General features: G+C 69.3%; 16 protein-coding genes. 15 read left to right on the plus strand and 1 reads right to left on the minus strand.

Annotation, left to right across the window (positions count from 1 at the left end; all coding sequences use genetic code 11):
• Window positions 1-250 precede the first annotated feature (250 nt).
• The 15 genes from BMX29_RS07030 to BMX29_RS07100 all read left to right on the plus strand — a co-directional run bounded on the left by BMX29_RS07030 (window position 251) and on the right by BMX29_RS07100 (window position 17,708).
• Window positions 251-1,210 (plus strand): nuclear transport factor 2 family protein, encoded by a 960-nt coding sequence (locus tag BMX29_RS07030; protein ID WP_092811485.1) that lies wholly within the window; start codon window positions 251-253, stop codon window positions 1,208-1,210.
• 335 nt (window positions 1,211-1,545) lie between these two features.
• Entirely contained in the window at window positions 1,546-2,712 is a 1,167-nt protein-coding gene (gene ftsW / locus BMX29_RS07035; RefSeq protein WP_092811487.1) for a putative lipid II flippase FtsW, read from the plus strand.
• Window positions 2,713-2,776: 64 nt separating this feature from the next.
• Window positions 2,777-3,889, plus strand: coding sequence for an undecaprenyldiphospho-muramoylpentapeptide beta-N-acetylglucosaminyltransferase (murG, locus tag BMX29_RS07040; protein ID WP_092811489.1), 1,113 nt, complete (start codon window positions 2,777-2,779; stop codon window positions 3,887-3,889).
• Window positions 3,886-5,289, plus strand: coding sequence for a UDP-N-acetylmuramate--L-alanine ligase (gene murC, locus BMX29_RS07045; RefSeq protein ID WP_092811491.1), 1,404 nt, complete (start codon window positions 3,886-3,888; stop codon window positions 5,287-5,289). The genes murG and murC overlap by 4 nt, the downstream gene beginning before the upstream one ends.
• On the plus strand, window positions 5,286-5,543 hold the full coding sequence (locus tag BMX29_RS07050; protein ID WP_092811493.1) for a DUF2484 family protein: 258 nt from the start codon (window positions 5,286-5,288) through the stop codon (window positions 5,541-5,543). The genes murC and BMX29_RS07050 overlap by 4 nt, the downstream gene beginning before the upstream one ends.
• On the plus strand, window positions 5,540-5,794 hold the full coding sequence (locus tag BMX29_RS07055; protein WP_043842192.1) for a DUF2484 family protein: 255 nt from the start codon (window positions 5,540-5,542) through the stop codon (window positions 5,792-5,794). Before BMX29_RS07050 ends, BMX29_RS07055 begins: the two co-directional genes overlap by 4 nt.
• Before the next feature lie 74 nt (window positions 5,795-5,868).
• Window positions 5,869-6,813 carry a UDP-N-acetylmuramate dehydrogenase gene (gene murB, locus BMX29_RS07060; protein ID WP_092811495.1) on the plus strand — a complete coding sequence of 315 codons (945 nt, stop codon included), beginning with the start codon at window positions 5,869-5,871 and terminating at the stop codon, window positions 6,811-6,813.
• A gap of 133 nt (window positions 6,814-6,946) precedes the next feature.
• Complete coding sequence (locus tag BMX29_RS07065; protein ID WP_175471149.1) at window positions 6,947-7,867, plus strand: D-alanine--D-alanine ligase; 921 nt, start codon at window positions 6,947-6,949, stop codon at window positions 7,865-7,867.
• The gene (locus BMX29_RS07070) at window positions 7,855-8,724 is read left to right on the plus strand and encodes a cell division protein FtsQ/DivIB (RefSeq protein ID WP_244889172.1); all 870 of its coding nucleotides are present in this window, start codon (window positions 7,855-7,857) and stop codon (window positions 8,722-8,724) included. The genes BMX29_RS07065 and BMX29_RS07070 overlap by 13 nt, the downstream gene beginning before the upstream one ends.
• 1 nt (window position 8,725) lies before the next feature.
• Complete coding sequence (gene ftsA, locus BMX29_RS07075; protein WP_043842196.1) at window positions 8,726-10,060, plus strand: cell division protein FtsA; 1,335 nt, start codon at window positions 8,726-8,728, stop codon at window positions 10,058-10,060.
• Window positions 10,061-10,237: 177 nt separating this feature from the next.
• Window positions 10,238-11,935, plus strand: a complete 1,698-nt coding sequence (ftsZ, locus tag BMX29_RS07080) for a cell division protein FtsZ (protein ID WP_092811497.1) — start codon at window positions 10,238-10,240, stop codon at window positions 11,933-11,935.
• Window positions 11,936-12,172: 237 nt separating this feature from the next.
• Complete coding sequence (lpxC, locus tag BMX29_RS07085; RefSeq protein ID WP_092811499.1) at window positions 12,173-13,093, plus strand: UDP-3-O-acyl-N-acetylglucosamine deacetylase; 921 nt, start codon at window positions 12,173-12,175, stop codon at window positions 13,091-13,093.
• 140 nt (window positions 13,094-13,233) lie between these two features.
• The gene (locus BMX29_RS07090; protein ID WP_043842200.1) at window positions 13,234-14,085 is read left to right on the plus strand and encodes an outer membrane protein assembly factor BamD; all 852 of its coding nucleotides are present in this window, start codon (window positions 13,234-13,236) and stop codon (window positions 14,083-14,085) included.
• Window positions 14,086-14,208: 123 nt separating this feature from the next.
• A complete protein-coding gene (recN, locus tag BMX29_RS07095) occupies window positions 14,209-15,858 on the plus strand; it encodes a DNA repair protein RecN (RefSeq protein ID WP_092811501.1) in 1,650 nt (549 codons plus the stop codon).
• Window positions 15,859-16,025: 167 nt separating this feature from the next.
• Entirely contained in the window at window positions 16,026-17,708 is a 1,683-nt protein-coding gene (locus BMX29_RS07100; RefSeq protein ID WP_425314272.1) for a chloride channel protein, read from the plus strand.
• A gap of 227 nt (window positions 17,709-17,935) precedes the next feature.
• Here BMX29_RS07100 and BMX29_RS07105 read toward each other — a convergent pair whose 3' ends face one another.
• Window positions 17,936-18,280: a DUF427 domain-containing protein gene (locus tag BMX29_RS07105; protein WP_043842205.1), complete on the minus strand. Its 345-nt coding sequence runs from the start codon at window positions 18,278-18,280 to the stop codon at window positions 17,936-17,938.
• Between the last annotated feature and the right edge of the window lie 12 nt (window positions 18,281-18,292).

An 18,292-nucleotide genomic window follows, 5' to 3' on the forward strand; every position in this document is an offset into this window, starting at 1 on the left:
GTAGCCGATTTTCCGGCGTTCGATCGAGTTCCTGCGCTGACCCGTGCGAGCGCGGGGAGGCCGGTGCCGGCACTGGCAGCGGCTCCCGGCACTGGCCGTACCGGTGGTCAGGTGCACCGTAAGTTGTCCGTGCCGGCGGTATGCCGGACGCAGCGACCAGCTTCCCGGGTGTCCGCCTTGTTAACGTTAACCGCGGCTTAATCGAGCGGACCTAGCCTCGGGCCAGGCAGGCCGGCAGGCGGAGGTGCGCGTGAAGGATAATCTCGATCAGGTGGAGGCCGACGACACCCTCCTTCCGGACACTGTCGAGGCGATCTGGCGTGACGCCGATTTCGGCGCCCCGGTGGAGACGGCGCTGCATCGCAATGTCGTTCTGCGTGCGCCCGAGGGTATCCGGCAGGGGCGCGTCGCGGTGGCGACGGACGCGCTTGCGCCTCTGTCGGCGTTGGGCGGCCAGACGTGGTTCCGCGAGGATTCGATGAGCCTGCGCGCACGCGGTGGCGTCCGCGTCTCGGCCGCGCGCCATGTCATCGAGGCGCGCCACGACGGAGCGGGCCTCTACGGGCCTGCGACCGGGCGACGTCTGCGGACCCGCGTTCTCTGGACGGCGGCGTCCAAGGACGGGCGGCTCACCGAGATCTGGCGGGTCACCGACCGCGCCGCGATCTTCGCGGCGCTGGGTCTGGACCCCGAGCGCTGGGCAGCGGACATGCTGGCGCATCGCGACGCCGAGGCCGAGCCGCTGATGCCCGTCCTCGACGAGCCGGCGATGTTCTCCGATCCCGGCGATCGCGACGGCTGGGGGGCCGTCTGGTCCGACCTGATCGAGCGCGCGATGGAAGGGGCGTTCGGACTGATCGACGACCAGTACGACCCCGCGGCGGACCTCGCGCTGCCGGGGACGGCGGCGCAGGGCGCCCGCGCCGCGCGGTCGTTCTGGCTGGGTCTGCGCGGGGCGTTCCCCTCGGCGCGATTCGAGATCGCCCACCGCATGGGGGTGGAGGCCGCGCTCATGCCGCCACGGGCGGCGCTGCGCTGGAGCCTCACCGGCCGCCACGATGGCTGGGGTGCCTTCGGCGCGCCGACCGGGGCGGAGGTTCACCTGACGGGATTGAGCCAGGCCGAGTTCGGGCCGCAGGGCGTGCGCCGGGAATGGACGCTCTACGATCCGGGCGCGGTGTGGATGCAGATCCTGCTTGGCCGGGGGTGACGCGGTCCGGGAAGGGCGCGGCGCGGCCGAGACGACCGGGGGCGCTGCCCCCGGACCCCCGGAGTATTGCGGACGAGAAGAAGCCGGGGCCCGTGCCCCGACGGACCGCGATGTCCGGTCGGGCCGAGGCGGCTGGCCGCGCGGCCGTGCCGTGGCGCGCGTGTCGCGGCAGGCGGGCGGAGCGGCAGGGGCGGAAAACGCAACCGAAAACCTCGGCGGGCGGCATTCGCGCTGGCCTGGGCGCGACATTTCCGCTACGCTTGCACGATCAGACCCGGACAACCGGGCGACGCAGGCATTTACATTCAGATCGAGCGGATCGAGGCGGGACTCCCATGACGGAGATGGTGTATGGCACGGCCCCCGTGCAGGGCGGCGAACCCGTTCTGCCGAAATGGTGGCGGACGGTCGATACGTGGACTTTGAGCTTCATCCTGATCCTGTTCGGGATCGGGATCCTGCTGGGCCTCGCGGCGTCGCCGCCGCTGGCCGAGCGCAACGGGCTGGACCCGTTCCATTATGTCGGACGACAGGCGTTCTTTGGCGGACTGGCCCTCGTGGCGATGTTCCTCACCTCGCTGATGTCCCCGGTGATGGTGCGACGGCTTGCGGTGATCGGGTTTCTCGGCGCCTTCGTCGCGCTGGCGCTGCTGCCGGTCCTCGGGACCGATTTCGGCAAGGGCGCGGTGCGCTGGTACAGCCTGGGCTTCGCCTCGGTGCAGCCCTCGGAGTTCCTCAAGCCCGCATTCATGATCGTCGCGGCCTGGATGATGGCCGCGAGCCAGGAGGTCGGCGGCCCGCCGGGCAAGCTGTGGTCCTTCGCGCTGGCGGTGGCGATCGTGCTGATGCTGGCGATGCAGCCGGACTTCGGACAGGCCTGTCTCGTTCTCTTCGGCTGGGGCGTGATGTATTTCGTGGCCGGCGCGCCGATGCTGCTGCTGATCGGCATGGCGGGCGCGGTGATCTTCGCTGGCACCATCGCCTACGAGAATTCGGAGCACTTCGCGCGCCGCATCGACGGTTTCCTCAGTCCCGAGGTCGATCCCAACACCCAGCTGGGCTACGCGACCAACGCCATCCAGGAGGGCGGTTTCTTCGGCGTCGGCGTTGGCGAGGGGCAGGTGAAATGGTCGCTGCCGGACGCGCATACCGACTTCATCATCGCGGTGGCGGCCGAGGAATACGGCCTCGTGCTGGTGATCTGCATCATCGTGCTCTACGCGGCGATCGTCCTGAGGTCGCTTCAGCGGCTGACGCGCGAGCGTGACCCGTTCATCCGCCTCGCCGGCACCGGCCTCGCCTGCATGTTCGGCGTGCAGGCGATGATCAACATGGGCGTCGCTGTGCGGCTGCTGCCGGCCAAGGGCATGACGCTGCCCTTCGTGAGTTACGGCGGCTCGTCCCTGATCGCGGGCGGCATCGCCGTGGGTATGCTCCTGGCCTTTACACGCAGCCGTCCTCAGGGCGAGATAGGCGACATCCTGCGGGGGCGCTTCCGCTAGGGTTGCACGCGACGCGGCGCGGGCCGGGAGCCCGCCAAGACCGAGAAGGGGGCCCGAGCCGATCATGGCCGAAGCCGACCGACAGAACCTGATCGTGATGGCCGCGGGCGGCACCGGGGGGCACATGTTCCCCGCGCAGGCCCTCGCCGAGGCGCTGCTGGCGCGCGGCTGGCGGGTCAAGCTGTCGACCGACGCGCGCGGGGCGCGTTACACCGGCGGGTTCCCCGAGGGAGTGGAAATCGAGGAGGTCGCCTCGGCCACATTCGCGCGCGGCGGGCCGCTGGCCAAGGCGGCGGTGCCGTTCCGGATCGGCTCGGGCGTCCTGTCAGCGGCGGCGCGGATGCGGCGCGACAGGCCGGCGGCGGTGGTGGGCTTCGGCGGCTACCCCTCGATCCCGGCGCTGGGCGCTGCGTGGATGCTGGGCCTGCCGCGGATGATCCACGAGCAGAACGGCATCCTCGGACGGGTGAACGAGTTGTTCTCGAAGCGCGTGGATGTCGTGGCTTGCGGCACCTGGCCCACGAAGCTGCCGGAGGGCGTCGAGGGCGTGCCGGTGGGCAACCCGGTGCGCGCGGCGGTGCGCGAGCGGGCGGGCGCGGGCTACATCGTGCCAGGGGACTACCCGATGTCGATCCTCGTGATCGGCGGAAGCCAGGGCGCGCGCATCCTGTCGGACGTCGTCCCGCCCGCCATTGCCGCGCTGCCCATGGACATGCTGCGCCACCTCCGCGTGAGCCACCAGGCCCGCGACGAGGACGGCGCGCGGGTGGCGGAGTTCTACGCCCAGAACGGCATCGACGCCGACGTGCAGCCATTCTTCCCGGACATTCCGGCGCGGATGAGCGAGGCGCAGCTGGTGATCTCGCGCTCTGGCGCGTCGTCGGTGGCGGACCTGTCGGTGATCGGGCGGCCGGCCATCCTCGTGCCGTTCGCGGCGGCCGCGGGCGATCACCAGACGGCCAATGCGCGCCAGCTGACCGAGGCCGGCGCGGCCATCCGGATGCCCGAATCAAAACTTACCGTCGAGGCCATGGCCGAGGCGATCCGCGCTGTCCTGGACGACCCGGACGGCGCGCTTCAGATGCATCGCGCGGCCCTGTCGGTCGCGCGCCCCGACGCGGCGGAGGACCTCGCCGCGCTGGTCGAGGACCTGGCAGAAAGGAAAGAGACGCGATGAACGCGGCGACCAAGCTTCCCACCGACGTGGGGCCGATCCACTTCGTCGGCATCGGCGGTATCGGCATGTCCGGCATTGCCGAGGTGCTGCTGAACCTGGGCTACACGGTGCAGGGCTCCGACCTGAAGGCCTCGAAGCTGACCGAACGGCTGGAGGGCCTGGGCGCGCGCATCTTCGTCGGCCAGTCGGCGGACAACCTCGCCGATGCCGAGGTCGTGGTGATCTCGTCCGCGATCAAGCCGGGCAACGCCGAGCTGGATGCCGCGCGGGCGCGTGGCCTGCCGGTGGTGCGCCGCGCCGAGATGCTGGCCGAACTGATGCGGCTGAAGTCCAACATCGCGGTGGCCGGGACCCACGGCAAGACCACCACGACGACGATGGTGGCGACCCTTCTGGTCGCGGGCGACTACGATCCGACCGTGGTCAACGGCGGCATCATCCATGCCTACGGCTCGAACGCCCGGATGGGGCAGGGCGAGTGGATGGTCGTGGAGGCCGACGAGAGCGACGGCACCTTCAACCGGCTGCCGGCGACCGTGGCCATCGTGACCAACATCGATCCCGAACACCTCGATCACTGGGGCGATTTCGACACGCTGCGGCAGGGCTTTCTCGACTTCGTGTCGAACATCCCGTTCTACGGCCTCGCCGTGTGCTGCACCGACCACGAGGAGGTGCAGCGGCTGGTCGGCAAGATCACCGACCGCAAGGTGCGGACCTACGGGTTCAACACCCAGGCGGACGTGCGCGCGGTGAACCTGCGCTACGAGATGGGCATCGCGCATTTCGACATCGCGCTGCAGGCCGAGGACGCGATGATCGAGGGCTGCACCCTGCCGATGCCGGGCGACCACAACGTGTCGAACGCGCTGTCGGCGGTGGCCGTGGCGCGGCATCTGGGCATGAAGCGGGCCGAGATCCGCGAGGCGCTGGCCAAGTTCGGCGGCGTGAACCGCCGCTTCACCCGCGTGGGCGAGATCGACGGCGTCGCGATCATCGACGATTACGGGCACCATCCGGTCGAGATCGCCGCGGTGCTGAAAGCCGCGCGGCAGGCCTGCGAGGGCCGGGTCATCGCGGTTCACCAGCCGCACCGCTACAGCCGTCTGCATTCCCTCTTCGACGATTTCTGCGCCTGCTTCAACGAGGCCGACGTGGTCGCGATCGCGGATGTCTACTCGGCGGGCGAGGACCCGATCGAGGGCGCGACCCGCGACGATCTCGTGGCCGGACTGATCCGCCACGGTCACCGCCACGCGCGCGGCATTCGCGACGAGGACGACCTCGAGCGGCTCGTGCGCGAACAGACTCAGCCGGGCGACATGGTCGTCTGCCTCGGGGCAGGCACGATCAGCGCCTGGGCCCACGGGCTGACTGCGCGGCTGGAGGCGGCCGCGTGAGCGCGGCGCTCGTCGCGGCTTGCTTCTGGGTGCTCGGCGCCTGCCTCACGGCGTGCCTGCCGATGCGCCGCCAATATGTGCCGGGGGTGACGCTGCTGCTGATCCTTCCGGTGCTTCTGGTCTGGATCGGCCGGACCCACGGCGTCGTCTGGACGCTGATTGCCATTGCCGGGGCGGCATCGCTGTTTCGCCGGCCTCTCGTTCACCTTGTCGGCCGGGCCCTTGGCCGACCCGTCGTGGAGGACCCCTCATGACCCTCTCTCTCGTGCTCGCCCTCGTGTGGGCGCTGGCCGCCAACGTGCTGGCCATGCTGCCCTCGCGGGACAATCACTGGACGCGCGCCTACATCCTGATCGCGCTCGGCATCCCGCTGCTGGGATACCTGACGCTCGAGAACGGCCCCTGGGTCGGACTCCTGGCGCTCGCCGCGGGCATGAGCGTGCTGCGCTGGCCCGTGCGCTACCTGATGCGCTGGGGGCGCCGCCAGTTCGACGTCAACGCCTGAACGCGCCGATCGCCGACCTGCGCCGGGCCCGGCCGGGGCTTTACGGCCGGGGAGAATGCGGGCAGGAGGCCAGCATGACCGCTGATACCGACACTTTCACCTTTCCCGACACCGCCGGCCGCGTGAGCCGCGACCGCGACCTTTCCGGCCTGACGTGGTTGCGTGTCGGCGGCCCGGCCGACTGGTTCTACCAGCCCGCCGACCCGGAGGACCTCGCCGCGACGCTCGCCGCGCTCGACCCGGAGGTCGAGGTGTTCCCGATGGGCGTCGGCTCGAACCTGATCGTGCGCGATGGCGGTCTGCGGGGCGTGGTGATCCGGCTGGGCCGGGGCTTCAACGGGATCGAGGTCGACGGCACGCGGGTGACCGCCGGGGCCGCCGCGCTCGACGCTCACGTGGCGCGCAAGGCGGCGGAGGCGGGCGTCGACCTGACATTTCTGCGGACCATTCCCGGCGCCATCGGTGGCGCGGTGCGGATGAACGCGGGCTGTTACGGGACATATGTCGCAGACCGCTTCGTGTCCGCGCGGGCGGTGACCCGTGACGGACGCATAGTCACGCTGGGCCCCGACGACCTGAACTTCCGCTATCGCCAGACAGACCTCGCCCCCGGCGCGGTGCTGATCGAAGCCACCTTCGAGGGTCCCGAGGGCAACCCCGAGGAACTGGCGGCGCGGATGGAAGAGCAGCTCGCCAAGCGCGACGCCACCCAGCCCACCAAGGAGCGCACCGCCGGCTCGACCTTCCGCAACCCGGCCGGTCATTCCTCGACGGGGCAGGCCGACGATACGCACGAGATGAAGGCCTGGACGCTGATCGACGGGGCCGGACTGCGCGGCGCGCGCCGTGGCGGAGCACAGATGTCCGAGAAGCATTCGAACTTCCTCATCAACACCGGCGAGGCCAGCGCGGCGGACCTCGAGGATCTTGGTGAAGATGTGCGAAAAAAGGTTTTTCAATCCAGTGGAATAACGCTACATTGGGAAGTAATGCGGATCGGCGAACGATCCCGCGACTGAGGGTGGATGCACGGACGTGCACCTGACCAAACCACCCCGGGCAGATCACGCGACCACAGGCAGGTTGCACAGAAAACGATAATCCGACCCCGGACGCCGAAACTGGCGACGGAGGGACGGGGCACGAGGCGATTTGGGTATGTCGAGCAGGACAAACCCGAAAGTGGCGGTATTGATGGGCGGACTCTCGGCCGAGCGGGAGGTGTCCCTGTCGACCGGGCGCGAATGCGCAGCTGCTTTGCGGGACGAAGGCTTTGAAGTGATCGAGGTCGACTGCGGTCGCGACCTGGGCGCCCGACTGCTCGAGATTTCCCCCGACATCTGTTTCAACGCTTTGCACGGCTCTCCGGGCGAGGACGGCACGGTGCAGGGGCTGCTCGAGTGGATGGGCTTGCCCTATACCCACTCCGGCCTGTTCGCGTCGGCTCTCGCGATGGACAAGGAGCGTTCGAAGGCGGCCTACCGCGCGGCGGGGCTGCCCGTGGCCGAAAGCCGGCTTGCCTCCAAGGCCGATGTCATGGCGGGGCACGTCCTGTCGCCCCCCTACGTGGTCAAGCCCTACAACGAGGGCTCTTCGGTGGGCGTCTACCTCGTCCACGACGCGGCGAACGGCCCGCCGGCCCTGTCCGACGAGATGCCCGACACGGTGATGGTCGAGGCCTTCGTGCCCGGTCGAGAGCTGACCGCGACCGTCCTCGGTGACCGCACCCTGACCGTGACCGACATCGTCACCGACGGCTGGTACGACTACGACGCCAAGTACAAGCCCGGCGGCTCGCGGCACGTGGTGCCCGCCGACCTGCCGGCCGAGATTTTCGATGCCTGCATGGACTACGCGCTGCGCGCGCACCGCGCGCTGGGGTGCCGGGGCATCAGCCGCACCGATTTCCGCTGGGACGAGGCGCGGGGGCTGGACGGGCTCTATCTTCTCGAGACCAACACCCAGCCGGGGATGACGCCCACCTCGCTGTCGCCCGAGCAGGGCGAAACCGTGGGCGTGCCGTTCGGCGCAATGTGCCGGATGCTGGTGGAGGACGCCTCGTGCAACAGGTGAGCCGCAACGATCCGGCGCCGTCGCGCCTGCGCTACCGCATCCAGCGGATGATGCTCACGCCGGTCTACCGGATCCTCCTGCGTGTGGGTTTGCCGCTGGCCGTCGTCGTGGGCGGCGCGGCGCTGTGGCTGTCGTCCGAGGACAACCGCGACTGGATCGCGATGACTTACGCCGACCTCGAGGCGATGGTCCACGAACGGCCCGAGTTCATGGTCAAGCTGATGGCCGTCGACGGCGCCAGCGACGCGCTGGCCGAGCAGGTCCGTGCGCGGCTCGCCGTGAATGTGCCGGTCTCCTCTTTCGACCTCGATCTCGACGCGCTCAAGACCGCGGCGGTCGCGCTGCCGGCGGTCAAGAGCGCGCAGGTCCGGGTCCGTCAGGGCGGCGTGCTTCAGGTCGAGGTGGTCGAGCGGGTTCCGGCGGTGCTCTGGCGCGACGGGGGCGAGCTGCGGCTCGTGGATGACGAGGGCGTCACCGTGGGCAGCGCCGCCACGCGCGGGGCGCATCCAGACCTTGCGGTGGTGGTGGGCGACGGCGCCGATCGCGCGGTGTCCGAGGCGATGGCGCTGATGGAGGCCGCGGGGCCGATCAAGAAGCGGCTGCGTGGCCTCGTCCGCCAGGGCGAGCGGCGCTGGGACGTGGTTCTCGACCGCGGCCAGACGATCATGCTGCCCGAGACGGGCGCGGTGCGGGCGCTGGAGCGCGCCATCGCCATGGACGACGCGGTGGATCTGCTCGGACGCGATCTGGTGACGGTCGACCTGCGGCTGCCGCGCCGCCCGACGCTGCGGATGACGGATTACGCGCTGGAAGAACTCTGGCGGATCAAGGAAATACAGGCGGGGGACACGCACTGAGATGATCGAGCTCTATGAATCCCAGCGGGCGATGCGCAACATGCGCCGGGCCGCCATGCAGCGCGGTGTCGTGGCGATCCTCGACGTCGGCAGCTCCAAGATCGCCTGCCTGATCCTGCGCTTCGACGGCAACGACCGCGTGGGCGACGGCGACGGCGTGGGCAGCCTTGCCGGGCAGTCGGGCTTCCGGGTGATCGGCGCCGCGACCACCCGTTCGCGGGGCGTCCGCTTCGGCGAGGTCAACGCCATGCAGGAGACCGAGCGGGCGATCCGCACCGCGGTCCAGGCGGCGCAGAAGATGGCCAACATCCGCGTCGACCACGTCATCGCGTGCTTCTCTGGCGCCGAGCCGCGCAGCTACGGTCTGACCGGCAAGGTCGCGGTGCAGGGCGCGAACGTGAGCGAGCAGGACATCGCCCGCGTTCTGTCGGCCTGCGACGTGCCGGACTTCGGCCATGACCGCGAGGTGCTGCACGCCCAGCCGGTGAACTTCGCGCTGGACCACCGCTCCGGCCTCAGTGACCCGCGCGGCCAGATCGGGCAGGAGCTTGCGACCGACATGCACATGCTGACGGTCGACGGCATGGCGATCCAGAACCTCGCGCATTGTGTGAAGCGCTGCGACCTCGAACTCGCCGGCCTCGCCTCCTCGGCCTATGCCAGCGGCATCGCCTCGCTGGTGGAAGACGAGCAGGAGCTGGGCGCGGCCTGCATCGACATCGGTGGCGGCGCGACCGGCGTGTCGATCTTCATGAAGAAGCACATGATCTACGCCGACGCGGTGAAGATGGGCGGCGATCACGTTACCGGCGACATCTCGATGGGCCTTCAGGTGCCGATGGCGACCGCCGAGCGGATCAAGACCTTCTACGGCGGCGTCGTGGCCACCGGGATGGACGACCGCGAGATGATCGAGACCGGCGGCGACACCGGCGACTGGGAACACGACCGCCGGACCGTCAGCCGCGCCGAGCTGATCGGCATCATGCGCCCGCGGGTCGAGGAAATCCTCGAGGAGGTCCGCGCCCGTCTCGACGCGGCCGGGTTCGAGTACCTGCCCTCGCAGCAGATCGTCCTCACGGGTGGGGCCAGCCAGATTCCCGGGCTCGACGGGCTCGCCTCCAAGATCCTCGGCCAGCAGGTCCGGCTGGGCCGTCCGATGCGCGTCCACGGCCTGCCGCAGGCTGCCACGGGGCCGGGATTCGCCAGCGCCGTGGGTCTCTGCCTGTTCGCCGCGCACCCCCAGGACGAGTGGTGGGACTTCGAGATTCCGGTCGATCGCCTCAGCGGCAAGACGCTGCAGAAGGCTGTCAGATGGTTCAAGGACAATTGGTGAGCCCAAAACTTGGGAACAGATCCGAAACTCGGCGGATTCGGGCCGAGAATCGGCCAGATTTGGTATGGATTTCCGGTTTTTTGCGTGACGTAGAGGCGCAGGACCGCTAGAATCGGGGCAATTGGTAAAAAACCCGGGGCGCTCGACCGCCCTGAAGGACAAGCAGGCGGAAAAGCGATGACATTGAACCTCTCGGTGCCCGGACACGACGAACTCAAGCCGCGGATCACGGTCTTCGGCGTCGGAGGGGCAGGCGGCAACGCCGTCAACAACATGATCGAGAAGGCGCTGGACGGCGTCGATTTCGTGGTTGCGAACACCGACGCGCAGGCGCTTCAGCAGTCCCTGTCGGACGATCGGATCCAGCTCGGCGTGAAAGTGACCGAGGGACTGGGCGCCGGCGCACGGGCGACCGTGGGCGCCGCGGCGGCCGAGGAATCGATCGAACAGATCGTCGACCACCTCGCCGGTGCGCACATGTGCTTCATCACCGCCGGCATGGGCGGCGGCACTGGCACCGGCGCCGCGCCGATCATCGCACAGGCCGCGCGTGAGCTCGGCGTGCTGACCGTGGGCGTGGTGACCAAGCCGTTCCAGTTCGAAGGCGTGAAGCGGATGCGCCAGGCCGAGGATGGCGTCGAGGCCCTCCAGAAGGTCGTGGACACGCTCATCATCATTCCGAACCAGAACCTGTTCCGTCTGGCGAACGAGAAGACGACCTTCACCGAGGCGTTCTCGATGGCTGACGACGTCCTCTACCAGGGCGTGAAGGGCGTGACCGACCTGATGGTCCGTCCGGGCCTCATCAACCTCGACTTCGCCGACGTCCGCGCGGTGATGGACGAGATGGGCAAGGCCATGATGGGCACCGGCGAGGCGGAGGGCGAAGAGCGCGCCATCCAGGCCGCCGAGAAGGCCATCGCCAACCCGCTGCTGGACGAGATCAGCCTCAAGGGCGCCAAGGGCGTGCTCATCAACATCACCGGCGGCCACGACCTGACCCTGTTCGAACTGGACGAGGCGGCGAACCGGATCCGCGAAGAGGTCGACTCCGACGCCAACATCATCGTCGGTTCGACCCTCGACGACAGCATGGAAGGCCGGATGCGTGTTTCGGTCGTCGCGACCGGCATCGACGCCACCGATGTGAACACCGAGATCCCGGTCCCGCGCCGCAGCCTGCGCGAGCCGCTCAAGCAGAACGTCCAAGCCGAGGACGTCGCACACGCGGCACCGCGTCCCGCCGCGGACGCGCCGCGCGCCACCCCGGTCGCCGCGCAGGCCCCCGCCGCGCGCAGCGCCCAGCAGGAGCCGACGCTGTTCGAGGACATGAATGCCGAGCGCGCCGCGGCCGAGGACGAGATGGAAGCCATCTTCGAGGACGAGCCGGAAACCGGCGAGGACGGTCTTCCGGCGCCCGCCTACCAGCCGCGCGTCGCCGAGTTCGAGCCCCGCGTCGCCGAGGTGGAGCCCGAGCCGGAAGAGGCGCCCGAGGCCTACGTCGCGCCGCGTGCCCCGGCACCGGGCACCCCGTCGCCCGAGGCCCTCGCCCGGCTTCAGGCCGCCGCTGGCCGGTCGCGTCCCGAGGGTACGCCGCGCGCCCAGCAACCGCAGGCGGGCCGGGCGCAGCCGCAGCCCCAGCCGGCCCAGTCGCAGCGGGCCGCCGAGGCCGAGAAGACGCGCTTCGGGATCAACTCGCTGATCAACCGCATGACCGGCCACGGCCACGAGGGCGGAGGCCAGCAGGCCGCAGCCGCCCGTCGCCAGCCCCCGGTGGCCGCCGCTCGGCGCCCCGAGCCGGTGCAGGACGAAGAGACCGATGCGGATCAGGATCGCATCGAGATCCCGGCCTTCCTGCGGCGCCAGGCGAACTGATCGAAATCCGGACGTGATCCGGTGCAAAAACGCCCCCTCGCAAGAGGGGGCGTTTTTCGTTTTATATCAAGGTGATAGTGATCTGAATTTCAGGCATGTCGAAACCGGTCGGTTCTGTGACAGGTCTGTTTCATCCGGTTGCAATCTTTGATTTGAGCGAGAAGTTAACGCTCTCTACATCCTCGGTCAGACGCAGGACGCCCCACGTCCAGCCCGCGTCGAGACTGGAGTGAGACCGTGCAGACCACAGTGCGAGCCCCGATCACCTTCGACGGAACCGGCCTTCATTCGGGCCGGCCGGCGCGGCTGACAATCCGCCCTGCGGGCGCCGACCACGGCGTGCGCTTCCGCCGCACGGACATCTCGCTTGGTGATACCATCGTCCCGGCGCGCTGGGATTACGTGGAACGCTCGCCGCTCTGCACCCGCATCGTGAACGATGCCGGCGTCGCCGTGCAGACGATCGAGCACGTGATGGCCGCGCTTGCCGGCTGCGGCGTGTACAACGCGCTGATCGACATCGACGGCCCCGAGGTTCCGATCCTCGACGGCTCCGCCGCTCCTTTCGTGCGCGGGCTCCTCGACTGCGGCTTGCGCCGCCTGCAAGCGCCGGTGCGCGCCATCGAGATTCTGACCGCCGTGGAAGTGCAGACCGCCACCGGGTGGGCGCGCCTGTCGCCGGGCCGAGGCCTCAGCATGGGGTTCCACATCGCCTTCGACGACGCGGCGATCGGCACCCAGGTCAAGAAGCTGGACCTCTCCAACGGAACCTTCGTGCGCGAGCTGTCGGACAGCCGCACCTTCTGCCGCCAGTCGGACGTGGATGCGATGCACGCGCAGGGCCTCGCCCTCGGCGGCACGCTCGAGAACGCGGTGGTGGTCGACGGCGACCGCATTCTCAGCCCCGGTGGCCTGCGCCACTCGGACGAGGCGGTGCGTCACAAGATGCTCGACGCGGTGGGCGACCTCGCGCTCGCCGGTTGCCCGATTATCGGTCACTATGAGGGCCACAAGGCCGGCCACTCGATGACGAACCTGCTGCTGCACGCGCTGTTCGAGACCGAGGGCGCGACGCGCCTTGTCGAGGTCGATGCGGGCACGCGCGCGCGTCTGCCGGGCGTGAACATTCAGCCCGAGGAAATTCCGGCGGTCGCGTGACCTGCGCGGAGGGCGCGATCGCGTCAGCGCCCATGCGCGCCGATGTGATCCAAAGCCGTTTTGCCCCGGAATTTTCTGTGCTAGAGCCGGTGGGCAAGACGGGGCGAATGCCTCAGATGACGGACTGAGGGACATCGGGCATGGCAAGCGGCAGGGTGCGGATCTCCGCGATCGGGCTTGCGCTGACAGTGGCGCTCTCGGGGTGTGGCGAACGTGAACGGCCCGGATTCGGTCCGGGCGGCGTGCCTCTCGAAAGCTTCACGGCAGAGCAGATCTACGAACGGGGCGAGTTCGAGCTGGACCGCAATCGGCCCGACGACGCGGCCGAATATTTCGGCGAGATCGAACGTCTCTATCCTTATTCGGAATGGGCCAAGCGCGCGCTGATCATGCAGGCGTTCGCGTTCCATCGCGACAAGGACTACGAGAACAGCCGCGCCGCCGCGCAGCGCTACATCGACTTCTACCCGCTGGAGGACGATGCGGCCTATGCGCAGTACCTGCTGGCGCTGAGCTACTACGACCAGATCGAGGAAGTGGGCCGCGATCAGGGGCTGACCTTCCAGGCGCTGCAATCGCTGCGCGCGGTGATCGAGCAGTATCCCGACAGCGAATATGCCCGGTCGTCGATCCTCAAGTTCGACCTCGCCTTCGATCACCTCGCGGGCAAGGAGATGGAGATCGGGCGCTATTACCTCAAGCGCAAGCACTACGCTGCGGCGATCAACCGGTTCCGCGTGGTGGTCGAGGATTTCCAGACCACGACGCACACCCCCGAGGCGCTGCACCGGCTGGTCGAAGCGTATCTTTCGTTGGGGCTGACGGACGAGGCGCAGACGGCGGGCGCGATCCTCGGCTACAACTACCAGTCCACGGAATGGTACCAGGACAGCTACGCGCTGCTGACCGGGCAGGGGCTCGAGCCGCGGTCGGTCGGGGACAACTGGCTGTCGGCGATCTATCGCCAGACCATCAAAGGCGAATGGCTCTGAGGCCGGTGCGACGGGCCTCGGGCGCCTGATCCACGACGCGTCGCGGGACGAAACGTGCCGCAGCGTGGTGCGGGGGCCTCTGTCCCGTTGCAGCCGGACCGGAAACAGGCCTACATCCTGCCCATGCTCCGTGCGCTCGAAATTCGCGACATCCTCATCATCGACCGGCTGGACCTCGCTTTCCAGCCGGGTCTGAACGTGCTGACCGGCGAGACCGGCGCGGGCAAGTCGATCCTGCTCGATGCGCTCGGCTTCGTGCTGGGCTGGCGCGGCCGGGCCGAGCTGGTCCGCTCGGGCGCGGGGCAGGGAGAGGTGATCGCCGTCTTCGACCTGCCGCCGGGCCATCCCGCGCGCGAGGTGCTGGAAGAGGCCGGCCTCGACGCCGAGGAGGACGAGCTGGTCCTGCGGCGTGTGAACACCAAGGAGGGACGCAAGACCGCCTGGGTCAACGACCGGCGCGCCTCGGGCGAGGTGCTGCGCCGTCTGTCGGATACGCTGGTCGAACTGCACGGGCAGCACGACGACCGGGGCCTGCTGAACCCCAAGGGGCACCGCGCGATCCTCGATGACTACGCCGAGACGCAGGAGGAGCGCGCCGCAGTGCGCACAGCGTGGTCCGCGCGCAGTGCGGCTGCGCGCGCGTTGGCCGAGGCGGAGGCGGCGGTTGAGGCCGCGCGGGCCGAGGAGGATTTCCTGCGCTTCGCGGTCAAGGAACTGGACGACCTGTCGCCGGAGCCGGGCGAAGAAGAGGCCCTCGACATCCAGCGCCGCCGGATGCAGGCCGCCGCCCGCATCCGAGAGGACATCGCGCGCGCCCATGCGGCGCTGACCGATGGCGCGGAACAGGCGGTGGGCGATGCTTCGCGCTGGCTGGAAGGGGCAGCGGACGGCGCCGAGGGTGCGCTCGACACCGCGCTGGCCGCAGTGGACCGCACCATGGTCGAACTGGGCGAGGCCGTGTCGGGGGTGGAAGCCTGTCTTGACGGGCTCAGCTTCGACGCGGGCGAACTGGAAGCGGCGGAGGAACGGCTGTTCGCGATCCGGGCGATGGCGCGCAAGCACCAGGTGGAGTCCGACGAGTTGCCCAAGCTGCGGGCCGAGTTGTCCGCACGGCTCGAGGCTCTGGACGCGGGCGAGGCGGGCCTCGGCGGGCTGCGCGCCACGGTCCGCGAAGCCGACGCTGCCTTCGACGCCGCGGCCGCTACGCTCAGCGCGGCGCGCGCGGCGGCGGCAGGACGTCTGGACAAGGCCGTCTCGGCCGAGCTGGCGCCGCTGAAGATGGAGCGCGCGGTCTTCCGGACCGCGATCGAGCCGGCGGAGCCCGGACCCGAGGGACGTGACGCGGTATCCTTCACCGTCGCCACCAATCCCGGCGCGCCGGCGGGCGCGATCAACAAGATCGCCTCGGGCGGGGAGCTGTCGCGCTTCCTTCTCGCGCTCAAGGTCTGCCTGGCCGAACGCGACCGTGGCGTGACGATGATCTTCGACGAGATCGACCGCGGCGTCGGCGGCGCCACGGCGGACGCGGTGGGCCGGCGGCTCGCGCAGCTGGCCGAGGGCGGCCAGGTGCTTGTGGTCACCCACTCGCCACAGGTGGCCGCGCTCGGCGCGCATCACTGGCGGGTGGAAAAGAGCGTGGCCGACGAGGTCACCACCTCGACCGTGGTCTCGCTCGACCATGCCGCGCGCGAGGGCGAGATCGCGCGGATGCTGGCCGGCGACACGGTGACGGAAGAAGCCCGCGCGGCGGCGCGGGCTCTGCTGGCGGGCTAGGCAAAAGAGCGGCCGGCTCCCTTCCGAGGCCTCATAATCGGGTAAAAGGACACGATTTTGTGGCCGCCTTGCGATTGCACTAGAAGATGGGCGATCTGCGGCCGGATCGCTTGGCGCGGTCGCCCGGATCCCCTATCCCCGGGAAGACGCGACCGACCGCAGATCGAATGGCCCAGGATTCACCTCTCACACCCCGCGTCCGGGGGACGCTCGACCGCGTTCAGCGCGGCTGGGACATGCTGCGCCATCGCGGCCCCGGTCAAATCCAGTTCTGGTTCATCGCGCTCCTGATCGGGACTGCGGCGGGGACCGCGGCGGTGGTGTTCAGGGTGGCCATCGAATGGCTGCAGAACCTGCTCTACGGGGTCGAGGATCCGAACCTGCTCGCGAGTTTTGCCGCCGATCTGCCGTGGATCTGGGTGGTGGCGATCCCCGCGATCGGCGGGGCGGTGGTGGGCGGCATCGTGCACTTCGCCACGCCCGATGGCCGAATCCGCTCGGTCGCGGACGTGATCGAGGGGGCCGCGCTCAACGACGGCCGGGTCGAGAAGAAGGCCGGCATCGCCTCGGCGCTCTGTTCATGGATCACGCTCTCGACCGGCGGGTCGTCGGGGCGGGAAGGCCCCGTGGTCCACATCGCCTCGATGATCTCGAGCTGGACGGCCAACCTCATCCGCGCCGACGGGATCACCGGGCGCGACCTTCTGGGCTGCGGCGTGGCGGCCGCGGTTTCGGCCAGCTTCAACGCTCCCATCGCCGGTGCGCTCTTCGCGCTCGAGGTGATCCTGAGGCATTTCGCCTTGCATGCCTTCGCCCCCATCGTGGTGGCAAGCGCCGCCGGAACCGTCATCAACCGCCTCGCCTTTGGCGACGTCACCGAGTTCCGCCTGCCCGGCACCACCACCGTCGAGTTCTACCTGGAGCTGCCGGCCTTCCTGATCCTCGGGCTCGTCTGTGGGCTGGTGGCGGTTGCGACCATGCGCGCCATCTTCCTGGCCGACGACGCCGCGAACGCGGTGCAGGCGCGGATGGGGCTGCCGCACTTCCTGCGTCCGGCAGTGGCGGGGGTTCTCCTCGGTCTCATCGCCGTGCAGTTCCCGCACATCATCGGGGTGGGCTACGAGACCACGTCGCTGGCGCTCACCGGAAGTCTCGGGGTGGGGACGGCCATCCTCTTCGTGGTGGTCAAGGTGGTCGCGGTGTCGATCACGCTGGGCGGGCGCATGGGCGGGGGCGTGTTCTCGCCCTCGCTGATGATCGGAGCGCTCACGGGGCTGGCCTTCGGGCTGCTGGCAACGGGCCTGTTCCCGAACCAGTCGGGATCGCACACGCTCTACGCTCTGGCGGGGATGGGCGCGGTCGCGGGGGCGGTCCTCGGCGCGCCGATCTCCACCACGCTGATCGTGTTCGAGCTGACCGGCGACTGGCAGACCGGACTCGCCGTGATGGTGTCGGTGTCGATGTCCACGGCGCTGGCCTCGCGGCTGGTGGACCGGTCGTTCTTCCTCAGCCAGATCGAGCGGCGCAACGTCCACCTCGCCGCCGGACCGCAGGCCTACCTTCTGTGCATGTTCCGGGTCAGGAGTCTGATGCGGAAGCCCACCGACCTCGGCGCCGCGGACACCGAGGTCTGCCTCGAGATGATCGAGAAGGGCGTGTCGGTGAACGAGACAGCGACGCTCGAGACCGCGCTGCCGCGCTTCGAGGAAAGCGGAGTGGCCTTCCTGCCGGTGGTGCGCCGCTCGGCCGAGACCGGTGCGCTGGAATTGCAGGGCGCGCTGTTCCATGTCGACGCGCTCAAGGCCTACAACCGGGCGCTGGCCGCGACCGCCGAGGAAGAGCATAGCTGACCGGGGTGGGGGCGTCGGGCCCGTTGCGCCTGGGACAGCACTGCGCGCGTTCCGATGCCCAGCTTGCCGCGACCGGTCCCGGCCATCCGGTCGCAACGCGTTGATTGCGCGCTTCGACCAGGCTCTGCTGATGCACCGGTGCGTCCGGCCTGGAACCGGATCGCAGAGCCGGCGCGCTCTGGGCGCCGACCCGGAGGGAAGGGGCCGCGCAGGCCCCTTTCGGCCGCTCAGAGCTGCTCGACCGTCACCCCGTCCTGCGGATGGAAGGCAAGGTAGCCCTTGATGCGGGCGACGTCGTCCTTGGGGTCCTCGTAGGTCCAGACCGCGTTCAGGTAGGTGCGGGACTTGGACATGATCGAGTAGTAGTTCGCTGTGCCCTTCTTGGGGCATTCGGTCACGTGATCGCTGCGGTCGAGGAACGCCATCGCGATGTCGTCGCGGGGGAAGTAGATGACGTCGGGATAGCCGTCCTCGCTGAGTTCGAGCGCGTTCGCGGATTCGCCCAGCACCGCGCCGCCCGCGCGCACCACCCATGTGCCGTCCGCTTGCCGGATCTTGATGTCGTCGCTCATGCGTATCTCCCC

The organism is Roseivivax marinus (genome assembly GCF_900109705.1).
In the GTDB taxonomy this organism is placed as follows: domain Bacteria; phylum Pseudomonadota; class Alphaproteobacteria; order Rhodobacterales; family Rhodobacteraceae; genus Roseivivax; species Roseivivax marinus.

What these genes read in the sequence shown, in the direction of transcription:
- murG (WP_092811489.1), top strand. Translation starts at nt 2,777, where the DNA reads ATGGCCGAAGCCGACCGACAGAACCTGATCGTGATGGCCGCGGGCGGC.
- BMX29_RS07090 (WP_043842200.1), top strand. Translation starts at nt 13,234, where the DNA reads ATGGCAAGCGGCAGGGTGCGGATCTCCGCGATCGGGCTTGCGCTGACA.
- recN (WP_092811501.1), top strand. Translation starts at nt 14,209, where the DNA reads ATGCTCCGTGCGCTCGAAATTCGCGACATCCTCATCATCGACCGGCTG.
- murC (WP_092811491.1), top strand. Translation starts at nt 3,886, where the DNA reads ATGAACGCGGCGACCAAGCTTCCCACCGACGTGGGGCCGATCCACTTC.
- ftsZ (WP_092811497.1), top strand. Translation starts at nt 10,238, where the DNA reads ATGACATTGAACCTCTCGGTGCCCGGACACGACGAACTCAAGCCGCGG.
- ftsW (WP_092811487.1), top strand. Translation starts at nt 1,546, where the DNA reads ATGACGGAGATGGTGTATGGCACGGCCCCCGTGCAGGGCGGCGAACCC.
- BMX29_RS07055 (WP_043842192.1), top strand. Translation starts at nt 5,540, where the DNA reads ATGACCCTCTCTCTCGTGCTCGCCCTCGTGTGGGCGCTGGCCGCCAAC.
- BMX29_RS07100 (WP_425314272.1), top strand. Translation starts at nt 16,026, where the DNA reads ATGGCCCAGGATTCACCTCTCACACCCCGCGTCCGGGGGACGCTCGAC.
- ftsA (WP_043842196.1), top strand. Translation starts at nt 8,726, where the DNA reads ATGATCGAGCTCTATGAATCCCAGCGGGCGATGCGCAACATGCGCCGG.
- murB (WP_092811495.1), top strand. Translation starts at nt 5,869, where the DNA reads ATGACCGCTGATACCGACACTTTCACCTTTCCCGACACCGCCGGCCGC.
- BMX29_RS07105 (WP_043842205.1), bottom strand. Translation starts at nt 18,280, where the DNA reads ATGAGCGACGACATCAAGATCCGGCAAGCGGACGGCACATGGGTGGTG.